This is a genomic window from Clostridioides sp. LIBA-7678, from assembly GCF_056716065.1.
Window position 1 is genome coordinate 1303216 of the sequence record NZ_CP196987.1, and the last position, 19421, is coordinate 1322636.

Genomic DNA, 19421 nt, shown 5'->3' on the forward strand with positions numbered 1-19421 from the left:
AATTATGGAATTGCCTTTAAATTATATAGGCAATTCCTTTTTATATTTACTACAAATATGGAATGTCAATGTAAAATATCATCACATATATTTGTAAAGAAAAAATAAAGAATTTACTATTTAAGTATTTATTAATTAATGAAGGTTAAAGTGATAAAAACATAAAAAAGATAAAGTATATAAAAGTAGAATTGGACTTTTATATACTTTTTTATATTATTTTAAAGTTTTTCAAGAATGTGTTCTACAAGTTGAGAAAACTATAAGGAGTGTTATATTGAATATAAAATAGTATAATATATATTATGTTAGATAATTAATCTGAAAAAATACAAACATATAAAAAAGTTTGTTTAGAATTATAGTTAATAGGTGTATTAATTTAATACTAATTTATTGGAGGTCTAAAGATGAAGTACATAATAAAAAGAGATGGTACAAAAGAACTTTTTAGTAAAAGTAAAATTGAAGATGCTGTCTATAAGGCTAGTATAAATAGTGAAGGTGGAGTGGATAGAGATTTAGCGTATGATATATCAAGAAAAATAGCTAAAGACTATAACTCTATGGAAAAGTGTTTATCTGTAGAGGAAATACAAGATATAGTTGAAGTATTGCTTATGGAATCAAATAGGAAAGATATAGCGAAACACTACATATTATATAGAGAAAGACGTTCTGAAATAAGAACCAAAGCGTGGGAGTTTGATGAATTACAAAAATCAATATGGAAAAACAAGTATAGAAATAATGGTGAGAGTTTTGATGAATGGATAAAGAGAATCTCAAATAACAGTCCAAGGATCTCAAAATTAATAAGACAAAAAAAATTTCTATTTGCTGGAAGAATTTTAGCAAATAGAGGTCTGCAGAAAGAAGGTAAAAAAGTAACATATTCTAATTGCTATGTAATAGAGCCACCAAAAGATAGTATAGAAGATATTTTCGATACTGCAAAAAAACTTGCTAGAACATTTAGCTATGGTGGAGGAGTTGGAATTGATATTTCAAAGTTAAGACCAAAAGGAGCAAAAGTGAATAATGCTGCAAAACACACAACTGGAGCAGTTTCATTTATGGAACTTTACAGCATGACAACTGGTTTGATTGGTCAAAGAGGAAGAAGAGGAGCTCTTATGATTTCTATGGATGTAAACCATCCAGAGATAGAAGAGTTTATAGATATAAAAACAGACTTAGAGAAAGTTACTAAAGCAAATATTTCTGTAAGAGTAACAGATGAATTTATGCAAGCTGTAAAAGAAAAGAAACTTTATAACTGTACTTTTGAAGTTGAAACTACTGGAGAAAAAATAGTCAAGATAGTAAATGCATATGATTTATTTACTAAATTTGTGAAAAATAACTGGGATTATGCAGAACCAGGTATTTTATTTTGGGACAAAATAAGAACATATAATTTTATGAGTGAAGATAAAAGTTTTTGCTTTTCAGGAGTAAATCCTTGTGCAGAAGAGCCACTTCCAAGTGGAGGAAGTTGTCTCCTTGGTTCAATAAACTTGTCAGAGTTTGTAATACAGCCATTTGGTGAACATGCTACCTTTGATATTAATAAACTAAAATCTTGCGTTAGAGAAGCTGTAGTAGCTTTAAATGATGTGTTAGATGAAGGATTAAACTTACATCCATTACAAGAGCAAAGGGATAGTGTACATAAATATAGACAGATAGGTCTAGGTGTAATGGGTATAGCTGACATGCTTATAAAAATGGGAATAAGATATGGTTCTGATAAATCTTTAGAATTGTGTGATTTGATTGGTAAGACTATGCTGAATGAAGCTGTAAAGCAATCAGCATTAATTGCTAAGGAATATGGAACTTTTAGTGAATATAAATATGAAAATATCTCTAAATCGGAGTTTTTTATAGAAAATTTAAATGACGATACTAAGGAAATGGTTAAAAAATATGGGCTTAGAAACTCACAACTATTAACTATACCTCCTACAGGTTCTATATCTACAATGATAGGAATTAGTGGGGGAATAGAGCCAATATTTAATCTTTCATATATAAGAAAAACTGAGAGTTTGCATGATGAAGATGTATATTATAAAGTATATACTCCAATTGTTAAAGAATATATGGATAAAAAAGGTATTACAGATGAAGAGTGTTTACCAGATTTTTTTGTAACTGCTATGAATATAGGATATGAAGAAAGGATAAACATGCAAAAAGTATGGCAAAAGTATATTGATGCCTCTATATCATCTACAATAAATATACCTTTTGAAACTACAATTGAAGATGTTTTCAATATATATATTAAGGCATGGGAGGCTGGTCTTAAAGGTGTGACAATATTTAGAGATGGATGCAAAAGGAGTGGAATTTTAATAAATGAAAAAAAGGAAGAAAACAATAAAGAAAATAATAAAAAAGAAGATAATAAAAAAGAATGTTATAAAAATAATAAAAAAGAAAAAGATAATAAAGATGAAGAATCCAAGAAAATAGTAAATAAAAATTTTGAAGAAGATGAGAAATTTGTGTGTCCAGAGTGTGGAAGTGAAGGAATTGCACACACAGGTGGTTGTAGTATATGCTTAAAATGTGGATATAGTGGATGCAATTAAACTTTGCATTAGCAAAAATTTAATATATTAAAACTTATATTTTTACAAATGAAAGATGAGGGAATTGTATGCAGAATAAAAGCGTGAGGGAGATTAAAGAAATAATTGAGACTTTAGAAGTAGAAAAATATATGCAATATATAGAACTACTGAGAGTCGATGACAGAAAATCTGTTCAAAGTCTAGCTATAAAACTAGCTAAAAAATTAGATAATATTAGAAGAGAAGAAGAAAGATTAGAAACCATAAATATATTTGAAAATGAAGGTTATAATAAAGGTTATTTATATATTGGAGGAATTGATGAAGCAGGAAGAGGGCCACTTGCTGGACCTGTTGTAGCCTCTGTAGTAGTATTTAAAAAAGACACAAAAATAGAAGGTGTAAATGATTCTAAAAAACTGAGTGAAGCAAAAAGAGATGAACTTTTTGAAGTAATAAAAAAAGAAGCATTAGACTATGGAATAGGTATCGTAAATAATGAAGAAATAGACGAATTTAACATATTGAATGCTACATATATGGCAATGAAAAAAGCTATAAATTGTTTAAAACAAGCACCTGATTATCTATTGGTTGATGCAGCGACAATACCAGGAATTGATATAGCTCAAAATCCAATTGTAAAAGGAGATTCAAAATCTATATCAATAGCAGCAGCAAGTATATTAGCTAAGGTTACTAGAGATAGTATAATGTATCAATATGATAGAGTATATCCAGAATATGGCTTTAAATCTCATAAAGGGTATGGGACTAAGGAACACTATGAAGCTATTGAAAAACATGGAATAACTCCTATACATAGGAAAAGTTTTTTGAAAAATATACTGTAAATACAATATGATATAATGTATATGATATAAATTACTATAATAAATGGGGGATTAAAGATGGAGTATAATGAATTATTAAAAAATGCTAGAGAAAATTTAAATGGAAGTTGTAAAGTTTGTAAAGTTTGTAATGGAGTTGTTTGTGCAGGGGAAGTTCCTGGTATGGGAGGTAAAGGAAGTGGTTCTTCTTTTATAGAAAATAGTAAGAGTTTAGAAAAAGTAAAAGTGAATATGAGAGTAATACATGATGTCTCAAATCCTGATACATCTATAGATATGTTTGGAAAAAAAATGAGTTCACCTATATTTGCAGCTCCAGTAACAGGAACTACATTGAATATGGGTGGAAAGATTAATGAAAGAGATTACATAGAACCAGTAGTTGCAGGATGTGCTAATAGTGGGATTTATGCAATGGTTGGAGATACAGCAGTAGATGCTTTTTTAATGGAAAATTTGGATGTAGTTAAAAAGTATAATGGTGCTGGAATTGTATTTATTAAGCCTTGGGATAATGAAAATATCATAAAAAAGATAAGATTAGCTGAAGAAGCTGGTGCATTTGCAGTTGGAGTTGATATAGATGCTTGTGGTTTAGTAACTTTATCACTACATGGAAAACCAGTACTTCCTAAAAATGTTGAACAAATAAAAGAATTGGTAAACGCTACTAAGCTACCATTTATATTGAAAGGAATAATGACTGTTGAAGATGCATTAATGGCAGTTGAAGCAGGTGTAGATGCTATAGTTGTATCAAATCATGGAGGAAGAGTACTAGATTGTACACCAGGAGCATGTGAAGTTCTACCAAGAATTGCTGATGCTGTTAAAGGTAAAGTTACAATACTTGCAGATGGTGGAGTTAGAACAGGATTAGATGTATTAAAGATGATAGGTCTAGGAGCAGATGCAGTATTAATAGGAAGACCTTTTGTGACAGCTTCATTTGGTGGAGCAACTGATGGTGTAGAAACTTACATAAATAAGCTTCAATCAGAACTAAGTAGCTCTATGATATTAACTGGATGTCAAACTATAAAAGATATTGATGGAAAAGTTATATACAAATAAAATTTTATACAAAAAAGAGGAAAAATCATTTTAATGTAGAATAATTGTACAAAGGGGGAATTTATATGAGTAAAAAAGCTTATGAAGAAGCCTTAGTAGAATTAGAAAAATTTATTAATGAAAGAAAAGAAATAATTAAAAGTGCGGAGAGCTGTATTGATAAGTACATAGTTGACAGAACGCTACCTTTTGATTACAAAGATAAATGTGTGGAATGGCAACAAGAGTTACTTGATATCGCAGAGGCACAAATTTTAGAAGCAAATGAGTTAAGTGTTTTATTAGAAGAGAAAAAAGAACTTGAGAAAGAGTAAGTTTTACTACTAAGTCTAGAGGAAAATCAAGAATATGATTTACCCCTAGACTTTTTATTTAAATAAAGATGTCTATCTAATTAATCTATCTTTATCAATTTTAGATTAAAAGATTTGGAAGAATAGAGTAATTATATGAATAACTAAACAATTAAACTAGTATATAAAACTAATTTAATTGTTATTTTTTGAATTTAGTATATGGTTTTTCATTTCTTCTAATACAATTGTGTAGGATTTGCATTGTGCTGCAGCCAATTCTGACAAAGCAAATCTTTGAGCCTTATTTAGAAAATCCTTATCTGTGCTACATAGTTGCTTTGAATTATCTTGTATCATAAGCATCTTAATTAATTTTACAATCTCGAAAACATCTCCTGAGTGAAATTTATCCTGGTATAGTTTAAGTCGTTTTTTTCTATCAAGAACCCATAAACAATCTGCTTTATCAAGGGATTGTATAAAATTATCAACTTCATTTTCATCCATAACTGGACGTATACCAATCTTATCAGCATTTAAAACAGGAATCAAAATTTTAAGATTACTATTGTAAATAACAGTCAATTCATAGTATTTTTGTATATGATGATTTACATCCTTTGTTACAAGACCACTTATATAGCAGGCTCCTTCTTTTGGATACATTACACTTTCACCGATTTCATACATATGGTTATACCTCCAAACTGAATTTTAGATATTGCAATTTGGGTACAATGCTTTAATTATCTAATAATTAATATTATATCATAAAATACTTGACAGGTCAAATTAAATGATATATAATAAAAAGTTTAGAATAATAGAGATATATAATTAGATATAAAAATATAAGATAAGATGATTTAATATATTAAAATATCTAGTTAGTATTATATAAAATAACATACTAACTAGATTTAATAAGTATTAATTTCTAGCAAAATCTCTTAATTTAAGACTTCCAGCTGTCACAAATACCATTCCAATAAGAATTAGAACAATTATATTTATTAATATATTACCATTATTATTAATAGCATCTATAGTCCAATAAAATGGTGTAAGCTTTGAAAGATTAGCCATAAAGGACAATTTATCAAGTGATGGTATCATGCTAGATATGGATATAGCTAAACCTATTAAAGAATAAAATGTAGATATAAGACTTATAGAACTCTCGTTTTTAAACACTCTAGCTATCCAAAATACGAATCCAGTAGCAACAAAACTATTTGATAGTACAATCATCAATGTATTTAGAGTTAACTTAAAATCTCTTGTAAATGTGAAACATACTAAAGTTAAGGTGTATACAATTGCTTGAGTAAAAAATAACCCTAAAAATATACTGAAAATTATTTTTATATCATTATGTTTTGTAGAGACAAGTCTTTTTAAGGTATTAGATTTTTTTAATGCAAATAAATCAGAAGCTAGATGTGCTGCGTTAATGTACATAAAATAACATATTAAGAAAACTATTAAAAACGAATTTTTATTCTTATCTGGACTGTTATCAATTATATTTGTCTTGGTCAATTTATCATCTATATTTCCATCTATTTTTAATTTTAATGAATTAGTAATAAAAGATTCTATTTGTGATTCTGCCCAAAGACTACCTCCACCATTTTCAGTTTTAAAACATTTAACCACAGGTCGTTTTAAGTTATCTATATTGCTTGAAAAATTTTTATCTAAAATGAAGACAGCAGAAACTTTATTGTTTTTTAATAGATTCATAGCTTTGTCTTGTTCGTCAAGTCCAAATGAGTTTTCTTTTAATTTAGAACTATCTATTAACTTATGTTCGTATTTTCCAGAAGAATTAGATACAATTGCTACTGGAGAAAAGTACACTGATTGATTTTCTGAGCTGCCAGTAAAAAAGTTAAGAGAAAATACTAATAGAACAGGAAACAAGACCATATTAACTAAAAGAGTATGATTTTTTATATATCTTTTTATGTTTGCAATAATTAATCTAATCATTATTAAACCTCCCTCCACTTATATTTTTCTTTTATAATAGAAAGTGCAATCAATACTGTAGATGCAATTAGGCATATGAAAATTAAACTTCCTATTGAGTCTATAGTTTTAAACATTTCATAATTACTGAACAATGTTCCTATTAAATAAGTAGGAGATAAACTTGTAAACTTAGTAAACACATCATTTACCATGCTGAAGATACCTCCAAAAACTGTTTGCAAGAAGAGTAAAGCATAAACTATAACTGTACCATATTTCTTGCTAAAAAAGGCGGTTACAAAAGTAGATATTGAAGTCATAAAACAAGAAGATAAAGCACAAAGTAAAGTTAATATAGCAAAGTTACCTTTGAATGTTATACCAAGTATTCTAAAAAATAAAACATATAATAATAAGAATATAAATGAGTAAATCCATAAACCTACAAAATCATAAATTAAGAATTGTACCCTAGTTACAGGCATAGAGTAGAGTCTTTTTGAAAGTCCTTTTGACTCATTTATATAATTTGATAAAATATTATTCATTATAAAAATTATTACAAGGAATCCAAGAGAAACTAAAGCAAAGTACTCATAAGAATTTTGTTTAACATTATTTTTTATTATAGAAGCATCAATAGAATTCTTATTAAATAATTTTGAGAAATCTTCTGAACTTAATTTTTGAGAATTATTCAAATATAATTTTTCATGATAAGTATCTAAAATATCTTGAAGTAATATTGCAATATTATCACTAGATTTAAGTTTTTCTATACTTAGAGTATTTGATTTTTCATTTAATAAATTATTCTCATATTCTTTAGGTATAGTAAGTTTTAAGTCTGCCTTAGAATCATCTTTTTGAACTGTTAATATAGAAGATAAATCATTTTTTAAATATCCTGTCAAATTACTTGATAGCTTTGTATTATCTTTGTCATATATAACAATTGATGCCAAATCTGTTTTTATAGGATTTTGAAACATACTTTCTGTCACCATCCCAAGAAAACCAGCTAAAACTAGAGGTAAGGCTAAGAAGTATATTAAATTAAGTATAAAGGAGCTTTTTAAACCTTTTAGCATAGTTTTTACACTAATGTATAATTTCATAAAATCACCTCCATTAATCCCTTAAATTTTTTCCTGTTAGATTTAAAAACACGTCTTCTAGACTAGGTTCTTCATAAGATATTCTTGTTATTTTTGAGTTGTTTTTGTCAACAACAGATAACACATCTGTAAGCTGTAATTTTTTGTCTATATCTAATTCTAATAAGGAATTATTTTCTAAGATAGATATAACACCTTTAGTATTTTTTAAATCAAATATAAGTTGAGCATTTATATTTTTTATTTCCATAATTAATTTTGTATTTGTAGATACTAATGATTTTAAATAATCATTATCTCCAAAAGCAATCTCTTTACCTTCATCCATAATAAAAATCTTAGAACAAAGATGCTCAACTTCTTCCATGTAATGAGAAGTATATATTACTGTAGTTTTTTGTTTTTCAGATATATTTTTTATAAAATTGAAAATATGATTTCTCGATTGAGGGTCAACACCTACAGTTGGTTCATCCAATATTAATATTTTAGGATGATTTAAAAGTGCTATTCCAATGTTTAATCTCCTTTGCATACCACCAGATAATTTTTTGACTTTTTTCTTTTTAACATCAGTAAGTCCTGTGACTTCTAAGGCTTCAGTTATTCTCTCTTGAAGCAATTTTCCCTTTAATCCATAGTAAGCTCCAAAGTACTCTAAGTTATCAAAAGGAGTAAGGGTTTCTATAAGTGCTAATTCTTGTGGAACTAATCCTATTATAGACTTTGCTTTTATATAATCTTTTGACAAATCTAAACCATTGATTTGGATGTCGCCACTATTTGGTAACATAAGATTTGTAATTATATTTATAAGTGTAGATTTACCAGCCCCATTTGGTCCAATAAGTCCAAATATCTCTCCTTCTTTAACAGAAAAACTGATATTATCAAGTGCTAATTTATCATTAAATCTTTTTGTTATATTATTTACTCTTACTATATCCATAATAATCCCTCCCAAAATAATTTTGTATAAGTTAAAAATCTATAATACTATAATAAAGAATTATGAATCATAATTCTATTACTATAAGTCACTAAAAAAAGTGACTTAAGTCACTTTATATTTTTATTTATTATAAATGAGTTTGTGAGTAAGAAATTTTTTAGGGTATAGATTTCTTACCTATATATTTATATTACAATTTTATTTTTGAAGGCAAATATAACTAGTTGAGTCCTATCACGAAGTTCTAATTTACCTAAGATATTAGTAATATTATTCTTTATTGTACCTTCAGATAAGAATAATTCTTGGCTGATTTCTTTGTTGTTAAGTCCATTTGCGATTAATCTAATTATGGATATTTCTTTTTGTGTTAAATTATACATATCAGAAATATATTCTTGTTCTATAGTTTTTTCAGGGGACATAATTTTTTCAGCTACACTTTTATCGAGTACAATATTGCCAAAAAACGAGGAACGAATCCCTTCATGTAATACTTCATCCGAGCTATCCTTTAAAAGATATCCTGAAGCTCCAAATTTCATAGCATCCTTTATGTACTCATCATCATTAAAGGTTGTCAAAATTAATAATGCTATAGAGCTATCATATTCTTTTATAAGTCTTGTGCCTAGAACTCCATCACAAACCTTCATTCGAATATCCATAAGAACCATGTCTACATCATTTGTTTTACAAAACTCTAATGCTTCATATCCATTTGAAGCATCTCCTACAATTTCTAAATCGTCATAAGATGATAAAATAATCTTAAGACCTTTTCTAATTAATTTTTCATCATCTACTATAAGAACTTTGATTTTATTCAAAAAAATCACCCCCTGAAAATTTAGGAAAAGACGCTCTAATTGTGAACCCAGTGTTAGAATTATCAAATTCAACTTTGCCATTTAATTCATATATTCTTTCACTAATACTGCTAAGTCCATTTCCTTTTTTTATATTGTTACACCCTAGACCATTATCACTTATAGTAATTATAAGATTTGAAGTATTAAATGTTATAAAGATTCTGATTTCAGTTGCTTTTCCATGTCTTGATGCGTTGGAAAGCGATTCCTGAACAAGTCTATATAAAGTGATAGATTGATTTCTAGATAGGTTCCAAGTATTTTTTGATATAGTTAATCTGACATTGATATTTGTAAGCTTAATAAAGCTTTCAACCAGTTCTTTGATTTTAATTAAATTTTGGTAATTTTCATATTCAACAGGTTTTAGTTCAGATATAGCTTTTCTTACGTCTTGAAAACTTTCAGTTACAAATTCTCTAAGTTCATGTACTAAATCAGAAATGAGAGGTTTGTCTTTTAAGAGTTTTTCTATAGCATTTAATTGGATTATCGTTGTAGAAAGAGAATGTCCAACACTATCATGTATTTCTCTAGATATACGGTTTCTTTCTTTCAAAATTGCTAATTCCTCTATAGAACTTGCATAAATCTCTAAATCAGCATTAGCTTTTTTTAGTTCATCTTTAGAAACTCTGAGTTTATCATAAAGACTTTGATTGTATAATTTAGATAAATTCTCGTTTTCTAGATACATAGAAAGTAGAGTTATAATTAGTAATATGGAACTTGATTCTAGTGCTAAATATAAATTTTTATCTAAACCAATAATAAAAGAAGATATTATAACTAAAGAGAATAATATGTATTTATATTTTTTCTTTATTAAAAATGAGGCATCCAAAATTAAAGAAACAAAGTAAAGTGAATTAAAAGTATTTGTATGTGAACATAATATAAAAATTAAAATAAGCTCTAAAAAATAAGAAATAAGTATAAATTTATTCTCATTTGATAAAGAAAAAAATCTAACTTGATTATTTATTATTAGAAACAATATAATCATTGTTATAACTGGATACAATGTATGTTCAGAATTACTCAAACAACTTACAAGTAATATAGATAGAGATAAATATCGTATAAAAATAAATAATTTTTTTCTGTTCATTAAAGACATTCCTCCATAAAAATAAACTTTCCTCATGAAAACTAGCATAATATCATAAAAGAATAAAGTCAATAGAAGTATTTATTAATGTTAATGGAAATAAAATCAATCTCGAAAGATTGAATAGTTAAATTGTATACTGACAATAATTTAAAAGTAAAAATTTAATGTATTGGAGTGAATAATGAATAATAAAGAAAAAGGTGATTTTGGAGAAGAAATAGCAGTTAATTATTTGCTATCAAAAGGAGCAAAGATATTAGAAAAAAACTACAGATTGAAGACAGGAGAGGTCGATATAATTGCAAATATAGGTAATGAGATTGTATTTGTGGAGGTGAAATCAAGGTCCAATATAAAGTATGGATATCCTTGCGAATCTGTAGGTTTCAAAAAGAGAAAAAAGATAATTGAGGTTGCAAAGTACTATATTATGAAAAAAAAATTACATAATACTCCAATAAGGTTTGATATTATAGAGGTCTATTTATTGGAAAAGAGAGTAAATCATATAATGAATGCTTTTTAAAAAATATAAAGTTTTTTGAAAGGATTAAAAATGTTAAGTATTATTAATTCAAGTAATTTAGTAGGAATAGATAGTTTTTTGGTAAAGGTTGAAGTTGATATAAGTAATGGTATACCTAGTTTTAATATTGTTGGTCTGCCAAGTAAAGAAATTAAAGAGGCAAGAGAAAGAGTGAAATCAGCAATTCTTAATAGTGGATATAAATTTCCAAATACAAGAATAGTTGTAAATTTATCCCCAGCAGATATAAAAAAAGAAGGAGCTTTTTTAGATTTATCTATAAGTATAGGTCTTTTAAGAGGATTAATAAAAAAAGACGAAAATTACATAAAAGAAAGTATGTTTATAGGAGAGTTGTCATTAGATGGAAAAATAAGAAAAGTAAGAGGTATATTGCCCATTATTATAGGGGCGAAAAATCAAAATATAAAACGTATCTTTATACCAATTGAGAATACAAGAGAAAGTTTATTTATAGATGAAATTGATATAATACCTGTTAAAAGTTTAAATGAATGTATTGAATTTTTAAATGAAGAAATAAAAGTCGATAAAGAAGGGATAATGTCTTTTTTGAATGATGAATTAGAAAGATATGACACCTATAAAGATTATAAACATACAAAAGTTCATAGTATAAAAGAGAGTAAATATGATGAAGATTTTAAAGATGTAAGAGGAAACTACTTTGTAAAGAGAAGTGCAGAAATTGCAGCAGCTGGTAATCATAATATATTTATGATTGGACCTCCAGGTTCAGGAAAAACTATGATTGCAAAAAGGATAAGGACAATCTTACCAGATATAAGTATAGAAGAAATGATAGAAGTAAGTAAAGTCTATAGCATATTAGGAATGATAGATGAAACTAAAGGAATAATTGATAATAGACCTTTTAGGGCACCTCATCACACAACTACAAAGCAATCCTTAATTGGTGGTGGAATAGATGCAAGGCCTGGAGAAGTTGCTTTAGCACATAGAGGGATATTATTTTTAGACGAAATAGCTGAATTTGATAGAAAAATACTTGAGACTTTAAGGCAACCCATAGAAGATGGCTATGTAAATATATCTAGAGTGAAATATAGTACAAAGTATCCTTGTAGGGTATTATTAATTGCAGCTATGAATCCATGTCCTTGTGGTTATTATATGTCAGACATAGAATGTAGATGTAGGAGTAATGAAATTGATAAATACATAAATAAAATATCAGGTCCATTATTAGATAGGTTTGATATTTTCGTAGAAGTTAATTCTATAAAATATGTTGATTTTAATTCTTCAAAACAAGAAGAAAGTTCTCAAAAAATAAAGAGAAGAGTAGAAAATGCTAGAAAAATACAAATAAATAGATTTAAGAAAGATAATATAAAAAATAATAGTGAAATTAAAGCTTCTAATTTATTAAAATATTGTAAATTGGAAAAAGAAGCTTCAAAAACAGCTGAGACAATATTTAATAAATATAATCTCAGTAGTAGAAGTTATACAAAACTTTTAAAAATGGCAAGAACAATAGCGGATTTGGAAGAGATAGAAACAATAAATTCGCAATGTATTATAGAAGCTTTTTCATTTAGAAAGGCTTATTATAGTTATTTTAAATAAGTTTTTGAGGTGGATTTTATGGAAAAAAGAGATATCTATTTATGGTTAAAATCAATTAGTGGAATAACAACAAAAACAATTGAAATAATAGAAAATGAAGTAGTAAATATTGAGGATATATTTGATTTTTCTGAAAAAGAAATATATAATTTAAAAAATATAAGCTTGAATATTAGAAAAAATATAGTAAAATATAGAGGTCACGCTTATTTAGAAAATATAAAAGAACTTCTTTATAAAAAAACAATTAAATATATTTGTCAATATGATAAAGAATATCCTGAGAAATTAAAAAATATATACAATGCTCCAAAATTATTATTTTATAAAGGTGATATAGGTCTAGTTAATGATAATTTTAATATAGCTATGGTAGGTTCAAGAAAACCTACAGCTTATGGAATTAGTTGTGCAAAAACAATTAGTTGTCAACTATCCCAGTATGGGGTTAATATAGTAAGTGGATTAGCTATAGGAATAGATGCATACTCACATATAGGTTGTATGAATGGAAAATCTAAAACTATAGCAGTGCTTGGCTCAGGAGTAGACAATCCTCTTCCAAAACAAAATTTATATTTATCAAATAAAATATTAGAAAATGGGGGATTATTATTATCAGAGTATAATATTAACTCAGCAGTAGCACCTTATCATTTTTCTAATAGGAATAGAATTATTAGCGGATTAAGTGATGGAGTAGTGGTTGTAGAGGCAGCAATGAGAAGTGGTGCATTAATCACAGTGGATTTTGCTCTTGAACATGGAAAAAATGTTTTCGCAATACCTGGTAATATAAATTCTCAAATGAGTAGAGGTTGTCATAAAATTATAAAAGAAGGTGCAAAATTAATTGAAAATATAGATGATATTTTTAATGAATATAACATATTTAATATTATTGATAAAAAAATAAATCAAAAATATGATAATATAAGTTTAAATGCCAAGTCTAAGCAAATAATTGAGGCTATAAAAAGAGAAGGAAACTTGCATATAGATAGTATTTGTGATTATACTGGTATAGAAATAAAGTATGTAAATTCAATAATAAATGAATTAGTACTAAATGAGTTAGTAGTAGAAATGAATAATAAAACGTACAGTTTGAATGTATAAATTAAGATTAGGTAGTGGGGGTGTGTGGTTTTATGGCCAAAACATTAGTCATCGTAGAATCGCCTGCAAAAGCTAAGACCATAGAAAAATTTTTAGGAAAAAGTCATTACACAGTGAAAGCATCAGTTGGTCATGTCAGAGATTTGCCTAAAAGTAAATTAGGTGTAGATATAGAAAATAATTTTGAACCTCAATATATAAACATAAGAGGTAAAGGCGATGTAATAAAAGAATTAAAAAAAGAAGCTAAGAAGTCTAAACAAGTCTATCTAGCAACTGACCCTGATAGAGAGGGTGAAGCTATATCATGGCATTTAGCTCATATACTAAATTTAGATGAATCTGAAGATTGTAGAATAGAGTTTAATGAAATAACTAAGGATGCAATTAAAAAAGCAATTAAGCATCCTAGAAATATTGATATAAACTTAGTTGATGCACAACAAGCAAGAAGAGTATTAGACAGACTTCTAGGTTATCAGATAAGCCCTATATTGTGGCAAAAGGTTAGAAAAGGTCTTAGTGCAGGTAGAGTGCAATCTGTTACAACAAAATTAATTTGTGATAGAGAAAAAGAAATAAAAGCATTTATTCCAAAAGAATATTGGACAATAGATGTTGAAGCAAAGACAGCAAAAGACAAAGATATAACTTTAAAATTTTATGGTAAGAATGATGAAAAAATTGAATTAGAAAATGAAGAAGCTGTAAATGAAATATTAAAAGAAATGGAAGGAAAAGATTTAAAAGTTGAGAAGATAGAATCTAAATCAAGACGTAAATCAGCTCCAAAACCATTTACAACAAGTATGCTTCAACAAGAAGGGGCAAATAAGCTATTTTTCACTACTAAAAAGACAATGATGATAGCACAAGAATTATATGAAGGTATAGACATAGAAGGTGAAGGTACTGTCGGTCTTATATCTTATATAAGAACTGACTCTAAGAGAATATCTGATGAGGCAAGAGAAAAAGCTAAAGGTTATATAGTAAGTAATTTAGGAGAAAATTACTATAAAAATAATAGTGATAAAAAAGAAAAAAAAGATACTAAAAAAGTCCAAGATGCACATGAGGCAATAAGACCAACTTCTGTTGACAGAACACCAGATAGTATAAAAGCTTCACTGAGCAAAGACCAGTACAAGTTATATAATTTAATTTGGAGAAGATTTGTAGCTAGTCAAATGGAGGATTCAGTATTCGATATATTAAATGTAGAATGTAAAATAGGAGACCTTGTGTTTAAAGCAACTGGTTCAAAAATGAAGTTTGATGGTTATACTAAGGTATACAATTTTTCAGAAAGAGAAGATAAAATTTTACCAAGTATAGACAAGGGAGATATATTAAATATAGAAAATATATTACCAGACCAACACTTTACACAACCACCAGCAAGATATACAGAGGCTAGTCTAGTAAAAACACTAGAGGAACTAGGTATAGGTAGACCAAGTACGTATGCTCCAACAATAGCTACTATATTAAATAGAGAATATGTTGAAAAGCAAGGAACAAGCCTATGTCCAACAGAACTTGGAATAATAGTTACTGATATTTTAGAAAATAATTTTCATAAATTTATAGATGTAGATTTTACTGCTGATATGGAAAGTAAACTTGATGTTATAGAAGAAGGGAATACAGATTGGAAAGAGATTGTATCTGAATCGTATGCTCCACTTAAAGAAGCTATAGAAGAAGCACTTGAAAATATAGAAAAAATAAATATGGATGAAGAAACTGATGAAATATGTGAAAATTGTGGTTCTAATATGGTTATAAAATATGGTAGATTTGGAAAGTTTATGGCTTGTAAAAACTATCCTGATTGTAAAACAACTAGACCAATTATGAATAAAATTGGTGTTAAATGTCCAAAATGTGAAGAAGGAGATATTATACTTAGAAAATCCAAAAGAGGTAAAGCTTTTTATGGATGTTCTAATTATCCAAACTGTGACTTTGTAGCTTGGAATAAGCCAACAGGAGAGTTCTGTGAGAAGTGTGGTTCATATATGGTTGAAAAAGTGACTAAATCTGAAACAAAAACAGTATGTTCTAATAAAGAATGTAACAAAGAGTCAAAAGAGCATAATGACGGAAAAGAGTGAAAATTGAAAAAAATCACATAATTCTCTTGAAAAAGGTTCCAATCTATGATAATCTTTCAAGTGTAAACAACTAATATAAAAAATAAATTTTCGTTATAAATGAAAATAATATTAGAAAATATAAAAGGTTATTAAAAGGCCTAAATTTCATGAGGAGATGATTAAATGGCAAGTGAAGTGTTACAAAAAACAAGGAAAATAAATAAAACATTACAAACAAGTGGTGGAAGTAGTGTCTCTTTTGATTTACTGGCCGGAGCATTAGGAGATGTTTTAAATTCTAATGTTTATGTAGTAAGTGCAAAAGGTAAAGTACTAGGTCTTCATTTAAATGATGCTCAAGACAGTTCAGTTATAGAAGATGAGTATACTAAACAAAAGAAATTTTCAGATGAATATACTCAAAATGTATTAAAGATTGATGAGACATTAGAAAATTTAAATGGTGAAAAGATATTAGAAATTTTCCCAGAAGAACATGGAAGATTACAAAAATATACTACAATAGTACCAATTTTAGGTAGTGGTCAAAGACTAGGGACATTAGTACTTTCGAGATATTCAGCTGCATTTAATGATGATGATTTAGTAATAGCTGAATATAGTGCAACTGTTGTTGGTCTAGAAATATTAAGAGCGATAGGCGAAGAATTAGAAGAAGAAATGAGAAAGAAAGCTGTAGTTCAAATGGCAATAGGCACTCTGTCCTACTCCGAACTTGAAGCAGTTGAGCATATTTTTGCTGAATTAGATGGTAAAGAAGGTTTACTTGTTGCAAGTAAGATAGCTGATAGAGTTGGTATAACTAGATCAGTAATAGTAAATGCACTTAGAAAATTTGAGAGTGCAGGTGTAATAGAATCAAGATCATTAGGTATGAAAGGTACTCATATAAGAATACTTAATGATAAACTTACAGATGAATTGAAAAAACTAAAAAACAATCAATAATCTATATTTTATAGGTTGAGATTAGAAAAGGTATCTATTTCAAATAGATACCTTTTTTAGACGAATTATTGAAATAATTATAGTGTAAGTATTTTAATCAAAAAAGGAGTGAGGATATGCCTTTAGCAGATAGAATAAGACCAAAAACAATGAATGATGTAATAGGTCAAAGTCATATAATAGGTAATGGCAAAATATTGTCTAAGATATTACAATCTAATTTTTTACCAAATATGATATTTTTTGGTCCTCCAGGTGTTGGAAAAACCACAGTAGCAGAAATAATAGCAGAAAAAAGCAATAAAAATTTCTACAAAATAAATGCTACAAACTCATCTCTAGAAGATATAAAAAAGGTGATATCAGGACTTGGAAGTATAAATAATATAAATGGAGTTTTGTTATATATAGATGAAATACAAAGTTTTAATAAAAAACAACAACAATCAATATTAGAATTTATGGAAAATGGAAGTATAACCTTAATTGCTAGTACCACAGAAAATCCATACCATTATGTGTATAAAGCTCTTTTAAGCAGGTCTACTGTGTTTGAATTTAAACCTTTAGAGAAGTTTGATATAGAAAAAGGTTTGGAAAGAGCTATTGAAGTATTAAATGAAGATAGTTATATGGATATTGAATGTAATAAGGATGCGATTGAAGATATAGCTATTCTTTCTGATGGAGATATGAGAAGAGCTTTGAATATTTTGGAAATGGTAGTTTATTCAACCAAACCAAATAAAGATAATATAACTCACATAGATTCAGATGTAATAAAGTCATCTACATTTAATAAGATTATAAATTATGATAAAAATGGTGATAGTCATTATGACATTTTAAGTGCATTCCAAAAATCTATAAGGGGAAGTGACCCACAAGCATCTATACATTATCTAGCAAGACTTATAAAAGGTGGAGATTTGATAAGTATATGTAGAAGACTTTTAGTAATAGCTAGTGAAGATATAGGTCTAGCTTATCCAAATGCTATTATGATTGTAAAGGCATGTGTAGATTCGGCTATGCAACTTGGATTTCCAGAAGCAAAAATACCATTGGCAGAAGCTACTATTCTTTTAGCTACATCTCCAAAATCTAATTCTGCATGTATGGCAATAATGAAAGCTATGGAGGAATTAGATAAAGAGTTTGTTAAGGACATACCAAATAGTATAAAAGATGCTCATTATTCTGGTTCTAAAGATATAGGTAGGGGTTGTGGATACAAATATCCTCATAACTTTAAAAATCATTATGTAAAGCAACAGTATTTACCAGATAGCATAAAAGATAGTATCTATTACATACCACAAGAAAATAAAACTGAAAAAAATATAAAGAAATATTTAGAATATCTAGACAGTGATTTTTAAACTGGACTTTATGTATCGGGGGTAGATATTATGATTATAAAGCTTAATTCAACTTATCATAGTAGAGTTATGAAATACTTAAAAAGAGAACCTGAGTACAATTTGTTTATAATAGGTGACATTGAAAGATATGGATATGGACATAATTTTTTAAATATATGGGCAGACATAGATGAAAAGGGTGAAATAAGGGCAGTATTACTTAAATATTTTGAGTTTATGATGTTTTATTCTGATGGAGAATATGATGTTGAAGGTTTTTATAATCTACTTTGTAATACCAATTATGAAGAAATTTCTGGGAAAATATGTGCTGTGGATGCATTAGCAAAAAGATTAGGACTTAATAATCTAAAGATAGTTGATTTTTGTAAACTTCAAACTAGAAAATTCTTGGTAAATAATAACTGTAATGAAAAGATTAAAAAAATTAGGCTTGGTAATCTTAAAAAGACAGTAAGGCTTTATGATTTGATAGATGAATTTCACAGCACTACTTTAGATAATTTAAAAAATGGATTGAGGACAGGTAGAGGATATTGTATAGAGATTAACAAACAAGTAGTATCCATGGCAAAGAGTACTTCAGAAAATAAGACTCATGCAATGATAATTGGAGTAGGGACACATCCAAAGTATAGAGCCAAAGGACTTGCTACAAAGTGCCTTATTAAACTGTGTTCAGAACTCCTAAGAGAAAATAAAATACCTTGTTTGTTTTATGATAATGAAGAAGCTGGAAAGATATATAAAAAACTAGGATTTGAGAACATTGGAAAATGGGGGATTTATTCAAAATAAAAAATTTCAAATTAATCTTGACAAAATTAGTAGGGTATAATAAAATGATGTTGAAAGTAATTCCTA

The 19421-nt window shown here is 27.5% G+C and carries 17 protein-coding genes; 11 read left to right on the forward strand and 6 right to left on the reverse strand.

Annotated features, from left to right (window positions below):
- Positions 1–410 precede the first annotated feature (410 nt).
- The 4 genes from ACTG46_RS06325 to ACTG46_RS06340 all read left to right on the forward strand — a co-directional run bounded on the left by ACTG46_RS06325 (position 411) and on the right by ACTG46_RS06340 (position 4827).
- Entirely contained in the window at positions 411–2603 is a 2193-nt protein-coding gene (locus tag ACTG46_RS06325) for an adenosylcobalamin-dependent ribonucleoside-diphosphate reductase (protein ID WP_167640560.1), read from the forward strand.
- Between the two features lie 68 nt (positions 2604–2671).
- Positions 2672–3439, forward strand: coding sequence for a ribonuclease HII (locus ACTG46_RS06330; RefSeq protein ID WP_054269758.1), 768 nt, complete (start codon positions 2672–2674; stop codon positions 3437–3439).
- Positions 3440–3496: 57 nt separating this feature from the next.
- Complete coding sequence (locus ACTG46_RS06335) at positions 3497–4513, forward strand: alpha-hydroxy-acid oxidizing protein (RefSeq protein ID WP_054269759.1); 1017 nt, start codon at positions 3497–3499, stop codon at positions 4511–4513.
- Between the two features lie 65 nt (positions 4514–4578).
- Complete coding sequence (locus ACTG46_RS06340) at positions 4579–4827, forward strand: hypothetical protein (protein ID WP_054269760.1); 249 nt, start codon at positions 4579–4581, stop codon at positions 4825–4827.
- A gap of 174 nt (positions 4828–5001) precedes the next feature.
- On the opposite strand, the gene ACTG46_RS06345 is transcribed toward ACTG46_RS06340, so the two are convergent.
- From ACTG46_RS06345 to ACTG46_RS06370, 6 genes are all read right to left on the reverse strand, one after another.
- Positions 5002–5499, reverse strand: coding sequence for a CarD family transcriptional regulator (locus tag ACTG46_RS06345; protein ID WP_054269761.1), 498 nt, complete (start codon positions 5497–5499; stop codon positions 5002–5004).
- A gap of 240 nt (positions 5500–5739) precedes the next feature.
- Complete coding sequence (locus tag ACTG46_RS06350; protein WP_479923773.1) at positions 5740–6804, reverse strand: ABC transporter permease; 1065 nt, start codon at positions 6802–6804, stop codon at positions 5740–5742.
- 2 nt (positions 6805–6806) lie between these two features.
- A complete protein-coding gene (locus tag ACTG46_RS06355) occupies positions 6807–7904 on the reverse strand; it encodes an ABC transporter permease (RefSeq protein ID WP_479923774.1) in 1098 nt (365 codons plus the stop codon).
- A 13-nt stretch (positions 7905–7917) separates the two neighbouring features.
- Positions 7918–8853, reverse strand: coding sequence for an ABC transporter ATP-binding protein (locus tag ACTG46_RS06360; protein WP_407963598.1), 936 nt, complete (start codon positions 8851–8853; stop codon positions 7918–7920).
- Positions 8854–9041: 188 nt separating this feature from the next.
- The gene (locus tag ACTG46_RS06365) at positions 9042–9686 is read right to left on the reverse strand and encodes a response regulator transcription factor (RefSeq protein ID WP_479923775.1); all 645 of its coding nucleotides are present in this window, start codon (positions 9684–9686) and stop codon (positions 9042–9044) included.
- A complete protein-coding gene (locus tag ACTG46_RS06370) occupies positions 9679–10839 on the reverse strand; it encodes a sensor histidine kinase (protein ID WP_479923776.1) in 1161 nt (386 codons plus the stop codon). The genes ACTG46_RS06365 and ACTG46_RS06370 overlap by 8 nt, the downstream gene beginning before the upstream one ends.
- 184 nt (positions 10840–11023) lie before the next feature.
- Between ACTG46_RS06370 and ACTG46_RS06375 the strand changes: the two genes are divergently transcribed.
- From ACTG46_RS06375 to ACTG46_RS06405, 7 genes are all read left to right on the forward strand, one after another.
- Positions 11024–11368, forward strand: a complete 345-nt coding sequence (locus tag ACTG46_RS06375) for a YraN family protein (RefSeq protein WP_054276292.1) — start codon at positions 11024–11026, stop codon at positions 11366–11368.
- 30 nt (positions 11369–11398) lie between these two features.
- Positions 11399–12982, forward strand: a complete 1584-nt coding sequence (locus ACTG46_RS06380) for a YifB family Mg chelatase-like AAA ATPase (protein WP_479923777.1) — start codon at positions 11399–11401, stop codon at positions 12980–12982.
- 18 nt (positions 12983–13000) lie between these two features.
- Positions 13001–14101 carry a DNA-processing protein DprA gene (gene dprA / locus ACTG46_RS06385; protein ID WP_479923778.1) on the forward strand — a complete coding sequence of 367 codons (1101 nt, stop codon included), beginning with the start codon at positions 13001–13003 and terminating at the stop codon, positions 14099–14101.
- Between the two features lie 32 nt (positions 14102–14133).
- Positions 14134–16221: a type I DNA topoisomerase gene (topA, locus tag ACTG46_RS06390; RefSeq protein ID WP_407963601.1), complete on the forward strand. Its 2088-nt coding sequence runs from the start codon at positions 14134–14136 to the stop codon at positions 16219–16221.
- Between the two features lie 165 nt (positions 16222–16386).
- Positions 16387–17172 carry a GTP-sensing pleiotropic transcriptional regulator CodY gene (codY, locus tag ACTG46_RS06395; protein ID WP_479923779.1) on the forward strand — a complete coding sequence of 262 codons (786 nt, stop codon included), beginning with the start codon at positions 16387–16389 and terminating at the stop codon, positions 17170–17172.
- Positions 17173–17288: 116 nt separating this feature from the next.
- Positions 17289–18554: a replication-associated recombination protein A gene (locus tag ACTG46_RS06400; RefSeq protein ID WP_479923780.1), complete on the forward strand. Its 1266-nt coding sequence runs from the start codon at positions 17289–17291 to the stop codon at positions 18552–18554.
- 30 nt (positions 18555–18584) lie between these two features.
- Positions 18585–19355: a GNAT family N-acetyltransferase gene (locus tag ACTG46_RS06405; RefSeq protein WP_054269772.1), complete on the forward strand. Its 771-nt coding sequence runs from the start codon at positions 18585–18587 to the stop codon at positions 19353–19355.
- Positions 19356–19421: the final 66 nt, after the last annotated feature.